The sequence below is a fragment of the Gemmatimonadota bacterium genome, from assembly GCA_009692115.1.
In the GTDB taxonomy this organism is placed as follows: domain Bacteria; phylum Gemmatimonadota; class Gemmatimonadetes; order Gemmatimonadales; family GWC2-71-9; genus SHZU01.
In genome coordinates, this window is record SHZU01000023.1 from 1 (window position 1) to 6,752 (window position 6,752).

Below are 6,752 nucleotides of genomic sequence, written 5' to 3' on the forward strand. Positions count from 1 at the left end.
GCTCAACCGGCCAGACAAACGGAATGCCCAGTCGCTCGAGATGTGGCGGGAGCTCAAGGCCGTCGGGGTGGCCCTCGAGGACGATCCGGAGGTTCGGGTCGTCGTCGTCTCGGGTGAGGGCCATTCGTTTTCCGCCGGCATCGATCTGAGCGTGCTGTTCGGCCAGAGCCAGGCCACGCCCGAGCACCCGCTCCCGGACGTGGCGGAGGTGCAGTTGGCGTTTACCTGGCTCCGGGATGCCCGGTTCGCCACCATTGCCATGGTCCACGGCCACGCGTTAGGCGCCGGGATGCAGCTGGCCCTGGCGTGCGATCTTCGGATTGCCACCGACGACGCGGTGTTCGGCCTGCCGGAGGTCAATTTCGGGATCCTGCCCGATCTCGGCGGGTGCGCCTGGCTCCCGGAGCTGGTGGGCCCCGCCAAAGCCAAGGAACTGATTTTTCTGGGCGACCGGTTCGATGCCGACACCGCCCTCCGGCTCGGGATCGTCAATCAACTGACCAGCGCCGCTACCCTCGAGGCGGTAACCACAGCCCTCGCCGAACGGATCGCCAACCAGGCCCCCTTGGCCATTGGGGCCACCAAACGGGCTATTCGGGCGGCCGAAACCTCCTCCGAGGCTGCGCTTCGAACGTCCGCGTCCGAGGTCCGCAAGCTGTTGGTTTCCAAGGACTTCAAGGAGGCTACCGGGGCTGCTGCGGCCCGACATGCGGCCAAACAGCAGGTGGTGGACGCCCTCCGGCAGGCTTAGGGCTCGGCACTCGGCGCTCGGCGCTGGGCACTAGGCACTCGACCGGGGGTGGCGACCCTGCTAGGTTTCTCTCCTCTGCCATTTTGGCACTTTCCGTTACTTAAGTCGTTGAACCTTAGCGCACTGAGGGGTTCGGTCGCATGAGCGATTCGTCCAGTTTGCTTCGTACTCCGTTGGCCGAGATCCACCGGGCCCTTGGCGGGAAGATGGTACCGTTCGCCGGGTGGGAAATGCCGGTCCAGTATTCGGCCGGGATCATGGCGGAGCATCAGGCGGTGCGGAACGGGTGCGGGGTGTTCGATGTGTCCCACATGGGGGAGTTCGAGGTGACGGGGCCGGACCGGAACGCGTTCGTCAACCGGATTACCTCCAACGACGTCGGCGCGCTCGCGGCCGGACAGGTCCAATACTCGGCGATCCTCAACAAAGAGGGGACTTTCGTCGACGACTGTACGGTCTACCGGTTCGACAACAAGCTGATGATCGTGGTCAACGCGTCCAATCGCGCCAAGGCGTGGGAGCACATCGTTGATCTGAAAGGCGGGGCCAACATCCGGCTTCGCGACATTTCCGACGACATTGGGCTCCTGGCCGTGCAGGGGCCCACGACCCAGGCCTTGCTGCAGCCGATCACCAACATGGCGCTCGATACCATCGGCTACTATCACCACGGCCAGGGCCGGATCGGCGGCGTGGACTGTTTCATCTCTCGGACCGGCTACACCGGGGAAGACGGGTTGGAGCTCTATTGCCGGTGGAAAGACACCGTTGCGCTCTGGGAAGCCGTTACCAAAGTGGGGGCGCACCCGATCGGGCTCGGCGCCCGCGACTCGCTCCGGCTCGAAATGGGCTATGCGCTCTACGGCCAGGAAATCGACGACACCATCACGCCGTTCGAGGCCGGGCTTGCCTGGATCGTGAAGCTCGACAAGGGCTCGCCGTTCGTCGGGGCCGAGGCGCTTCGGGCCCAGAAGGAACGGGGGCTGGTCCGCAAATTGGTGGGGTTCACGCTCGAGGGACGGGGCATTGCCCGGCACAACTACCCGGTGTGGTGCGACGGCAACCAGGTCGACGTGGTCCGGAGCGGCGGCCAGAGCCCTTCGTTAGGCGTCTCGATCGGCACCACCTTCCTGCCGGCGGCCTCGGCCAAGATCGGGACCCGGTTCGAGGTCGAGTGCCGGAACGAGAAGATCCCGGCCCTGGTGGTCAAGCGGCCGTTCTGGGAGAAGGGGTCGGTCAAGAAGTAACCGATGCGGGTAGCCATTCTCACGATCTCTGACGCCGGATCGCGTGGTGAGCGGGAGGACACCTCCGGTCAGGCCATTGCCGACTGGGCCGCCGGACATGGCTACCAGGTCACCGTCCGAGATCTGGTGCCCGATATGGTCAACCTGATCGTGGCCCGGCTCACCGCGTGGGCCGATAATGGTCTGGCCGATGTCATCCTGACGACCGGGGGCACCGGGCTGACCGAGCGGGACGTGACCCCGGAGGCCACCCGGGTGGTGCTGGAACGCGAGGCCCCCGGGATTGCCGAGGCGATCCGGATGAGCGCCTACCCCCGATTCCCCAAGGCGGTGTTGTCCCGGGGCGTGGCCGGCACTCGGCGCCGGACCTTGATCGTGAATTTGCCGGGAAGTGCAGGTGGGGTGAAGGACGGACTGGCCGTGCTGGACCCGTTGGTCGGGCATGCGGTGGATTTGATCACCGGCACCCGAACCGGGCACTGAGGCTCCTCGATGTCTGCCATTGTGCTGACCCTCGCCGATCTCGAAACGGCGGTCCCGCTCAACGCCGCGTTGGAGCAGGCCGGCTTTACCACCGAACTGGTCTCGGCGGTCGACGATGCCCGGGCCTCGGTCCGCCGGGAGCAACCGGATCTCATCATCCTGACCGGGGCGGTCCACGAAGCCCCGGCGCTCGACCTCGTCAACTACGCCCGCGAGCTCGAAATCTTTACCCTGGTGCTCCTCGAACCGACCGACTCTGAGCGCGCCGAGCGGGTCGAGCGCCTGGCCCCGACCGAAACGATGCTGAAGCCGATCAAGCAGGGCGATGCGGTCGTGTTGGCCCGCCGGCTGGTCGAACGTCGGCGGCTCCAGCAGCGGATCGGGATATCCGGTCAGAGCGGCGCCATTCACCAGGTGTTGGTCAAGATCGAGCAGATGGCGGGGGTCTCCACCACCGTGCTGATCCAGGGTGAGTCGGGCACCGGCAAGGAACTTGTCGCCAAGGCCCTCCACGATCTGTCGCCTCGGCGGGGCAAGCCCTTCATTCCGGTCAACTGCGCGGCGCTCCCCGAGTCGTTGCTCGAGTCGGAGTTGTTCGGGCATGAAAAGGGGGCCTTTACCGGCGCGGCTGAACGGCGGTTGGGGCGCTTCGAGCTGGCCGACACGGGGACGATCTTCCTCGACGAGATCGGCGAGATTCCTCAGAGCGTCCAAGTCAAACTGCTCCGGGTGCTGGAGACTCGGTCGTTTTTTCGAGTTGGCGGGGTCCAGCCGATCAAGGTCGACGTTCGGGTGGTGGCGGCCACCAACCGGGCGTTGCGCGATTCGGTCGCGATGGGCGAGTTCCGCGATGATCTCTATTACCGCCTCAGCGTCCTCAATATCGAGCTGACGCCGCTGCGAGAGCGGCGAGAAGACATCGGGCTGTTGCTCCGCCGGTTCATCCGGGAGTTCGTCAAGCTCCATGACCGCCCGTTCCGGGGCATTACCGCGGAGGCCATGCAGCGGTTGGTGGGGGCACCGTGGCCCGGGAACGTCCGGCAGCTTCGGAACCTGGTCGAGTCGATGGTGGTGCTGGCGCCGGGGTCGGAGATCCGGGCGGCGGATATCCCCGCCGAAGTGTTGGAGGGAGCCCACACCTTGCTGCCTGTCCTCGCCAGTTCGGCGGGGCGTCAACAACCGAGTCAGGAACTCGAATTCATCCTCCGGAGCCTGATGGACCTCCGCCTCCAGGTCGAGGAGTTGCGTCGGCGGCTCGACGAGCGGGGTTCCAAGGTCCAAGGCATTGAAATCCCGGAGACCTCGGTCGCTTCCTTGCATGAGTTCGTGCCAGAAACTGCACCGCAGGATGTCCTCTACCGCCCTGGCATGACTATGGCAGAAGTTGAGAAGGCGACAATTGGAGCGGCGCTGAAAGAGTCCCGCGGCAATCGCCGCCAAGCGGCCGCAAAGCTAGGAATTGGAGAGCGAACGCTCTATCGGAAGATCAAGGATTATCGACTCGACTGAGCAGCCAGGTGTAAAGCTTTAAGGCACTGGAAGCGGCTTGACTTTGCCACCGCCACTGGGTTCCGTTCTGGGAAATCGTGAAATTTGTAATTGACGACGAACTCTGCGTCGCCTGTTTGGCGTGCGCGCGGGTCTGCCCGACGAATGCGGTCGCGGTAGCCCCCGATTCGTCGTGGGTGCGGGTCATGGACGAGGCCTGTATTCACTGCGGGCTCTGCGTGCCGGAGTGCCCCCATGGCGCCATCGATGTCGGGGGCGAGTTGGGCCAGGCGGTGGCCATCGCCGCCGAGGGCACCGAGGCGATCATCGTCGACACCGAATGCGCGGCGCATTTCTACCCGGCCACCCCGGAGCAGGTGGTCAACGCCTGTTATGCGGCGGGGTTCCGGGTGGTGTCGCGCGGGGTCATTGGCGACGAGTTGGTGGCGTCGGAATATCTCCGGCTGTGGCGGACCGAGGCCTGGGGCACGATGATCCGGTCCACCGATCCGGTGGTGGTGGAGATGGTGCGGGCCGAGTATCCGGAGTTGGTGCCGTATCTGGCGCCGGTGGCGACGCCGGCGGTGGCGGAGGCCCGGTATCTTCAATCGGCGTATCCGGACGGACTCAAGGTCGTGTATGCCGGACTCACGCCGTCGACCGGAGCGGAGATCACCGCGGCCATCACGTTCCGGGATCTCGGTGAGTTGTTCCAGGCGCGGGGGGTCACCCTCCATTCTCAGCCGCTGGTGTTTACCCGGGTGCCGCAGGAGCGGCGGCGGCATGTGAGCGTGGCCGGCGGGCTTCCGATCGCGTTGTTGGAGGAGGCCAAGCATTCGAGCCGCCGGTTCCAGAAGGTCCGGGGGTTGGCGGGTCTCAAGGCCATTTCGCGGGCGCTGGTGGTGGACCGGATCGATCTCGGCTTCATCGACATGCTCTCCTACGAGGGGGCGCTCGATCATCCGTTGTCGGGGCCGCGCGACCAGCTCTATTGGCGGCGGGCGGTGGTCCAGAGCACCGAGCCGCCCCGGAGCCGGGTGCCGGTGGTGGAGCCCGGGGTGGTGGCCAGCGTCGGGGCGGTGTTCGATATCCGGCCCCGGCGGGCCGCGGCTGAGCCCGAGGCGGTGGAACAGGTCATGGAGGCCATTGGCCTCGGCCCGAACGGGAGACCGTGGGATTGCCGGGCATGCGGCTATAATTCCTGCCGGGAGTTCGCCGAGGCGGCTGCGTTAGGCCGGGCGTCGCTCCGCCAGTGCTCGCCGTACCAGGAACGCCAGGCCGAGGAAGCGCAGCGGGCCGCCGCCACCGACATGTTGACGGGGCTGGCCACGTTCCGGGTGTTGCGGGACCGGGTGACCCATGAGGTCGAGCGGAGCAAGCGGAGCGGCGACCGGTTTACGGTGTTGTTCCTTGACTTGGACCGGTTGAAAGAGGTCAACGACAAGTTTGGGCATGAGGCTGGGAACGACCTGTTGAAGGCGGTGTCGCAGGAGATCCGGGCGGCGGTGCGGGCTTCGGACTTGGCGGCGCGGTACGGGGGTGACGAGTTCGTGGTGATTTTGACCCGGACCGACTTGAGCGGGGCGGAGCGGGTGGCAGAGGCGCTTCGGATCGGGGTCGAGAGTGTCGGGCGCCGGTTGGGCTATGCGGAGGGGCAGGTGACGGTGAGTGTCGGGATCGCGGAGTATGCTCCGGACCGTCCGTCGAGCGGGGATTTGTTGGAGAACGCGGACCGGGCGCTCTATCGGGCGAAGGCATCGGGCCGTAACACGGTGGCGTGACAAGGACGGTAACAGTGAGCGGACCGAATCCCATGCGTCAGTCGGAGCCCCCGGTCAAGCCGGCGGCCGACATCATGCCGGACCCCTGGGGGGCTCGGCGGGCGGAGAACCTGCTCACGACCTTGGAGGGTATCCTCTCGGCGCGGTTGGTCACGACGCCGTTAGGCGAGGTCAGCGAGATCCATGTCCTGGCGCAGGCCGGGTTGCAGCCGAAGCAGTTGGTCCGGAACATCGAGTCGGCGTTGTTGGCCCATTTGGGGTTGAAGGTCGATCACCGGAAGATCAGCATTGCCCAGACGGCGGAGGGCAAACCGTTGGAGACGCTGGAGCGGAGCGTGGTGCGGGAGCGGGCCATGCAACGGGCCGTCTTGTTCGAGAACCTGGCGGTGCATCCCGGCGCTCGGGGAATGCGGGTGGTGATCGTGGTATCGTTGTCGATCGGCGGGCGGGAGGAGACGGCGGAGGAAGAGGCGCCGGACACGCCGCGGGGCCGGGTCGAGGGTGCGGCGCGGGCGACGGCGCTGGTGCTGGAGCGGTTGTTGGAGAAGCACACCATGGCGGTGGAGAACGTTCAGGTGGTGGAGGCGGTGGACCGGCGCGTGATGTTCGTTGCCTTGCAGGGAATGGGGGGCCGGGACTCGGTGATGTTGACGGGGACGGCGGAGATTCGGCAGAGTCCGGAGCGAGCGGCGGTGTTCGCGGTGCTGGATGCGAGCAACCGGTGGGTGGACGCTCGGCGGCCGGCGTGAGGTAGTGGTTGGAGGTTGTGGCGTTCAATCTTGGGGTTAAGGAGAAAGGTATAACGGAGGGGGCCCGGTCTTCGATGTAGGAAGAGCGGAGTTGAGCGGACAACTGAGCGGAGCGTCTGGATTGCCATAGCGAGGCAATGCCATCCCGAAAGACTTCGATTGGACATGAAGGGGGGTGACGCTCATGATCAGCTGGCTCGCAGCCATCGCTGTCGGCGCAGTGCAGTTCGTAACAGGACTGTTCTTCGCTGAA

The 6,752-nt window shown here is 65.9% G+C and carries 6 protein-coding genes; all 6 read left to right on the forward strand.

Features of this window, described 5'->3' with window-relative positions:
• The coding region (locus EXR94_14675; protein ID MSR03960.1) for an enoyl-CoA hydratase/isomerase family protein at window positions 1-751 on the forward strand (751 nt) is incomplete at its 5' end.
• Between the two features lie 140 nt (window positions 752-891).
• Window positions 892-1,998 carry a glycine cleavage system aminomethyltransferase GcvT gene (gcvT, locus tag EXR94_14680; GenBank protein ID MSR03961.1) on the forward strand — a complete coding sequence of 369 codons (1,107 nt, stop codon included), beginning with the start codon at window positions 892-894 and terminating at the stop codon, window positions 1,996-1,998.
• 3 nt (window positions 1,999-2,001) lie between these two features.
• Window positions 2,002-2,481 (forward strand): MogA/MoaB family molybdenum cofactor biosynthesis protein, encoded by a 480-nt coding sequence (locus EXR94_14685; GenBank protein ID MSR03962.1) that lies wholly within the window; start codon window positions 2,002-2,004, stop codon window positions 2,479-2,481.
• A gap of 9 nt (window positions 2,482-2,490) precedes the next feature.
• On the forward strand, window positions 2,491-3,990 hold the full coding sequence (locus EXR94_14690; protein MSR03963.1) for a sigma-54-dependent Fis family transcriptional regulator: 1,500 nt from the start codon (window positions 2,491-2,493) through the stop codon (window positions 3,988-3,990).
• Between the two features lie 77 nt (window positions 3,991-4,067).
• On the forward strand, window positions 4,068-5,750 hold the full coding sequence (locus EXR94_14695; protein ID MSR03964.1) for a diguanylate cyclase: 1,683 nt from the start codon (window positions 4,068-4,070) through the stop codon (window positions 5,748-5,750).
• A gap of 32 nt (window positions 5,751-5,782) precedes the next feature.
• Entirely contained in the window at window positions 5,783-6,499 is a 717-nt protein-coding gene (locus tag EXR94_14700) for a hypothetical protein (protein ID MSR03965.1), read from the forward strand.
• Window positions 6,500-6,752 lie beyond the last annotated feature (253 nt).

Excerpts from the sequence above, each read along its gene's own strand:
- gcvT (MSR03961.1), top strand. The coding sequence starts at position 892 with ATGAGCGATTCGTCCAGTTTGCTTCGTACTCCGTTGGCCGAGATCCAC.
- EXR94_14685 (MSR03962.1), top strand. The coding sequence starts at position 2,002 with ATGCGGGTAGCCATTCTCACGATCTCTGACGCCGGATCGCGTGGTGAG.
- EXR94_14690 (MSR03963.1), top strand. The coding sequence starts at position 2,491 with ATGTCTGCCATTGTGCTGACCCTCGCCGATCTCGAAACGGCGGTCCCG.
- EXR94_14700 (MSR03965.1), top strand. The coding sequence starts at position 5,783 with ATGCGTCAGTCGGAGCCCCCGGTCAAGCCGGCGGCCGACATCATGCCG.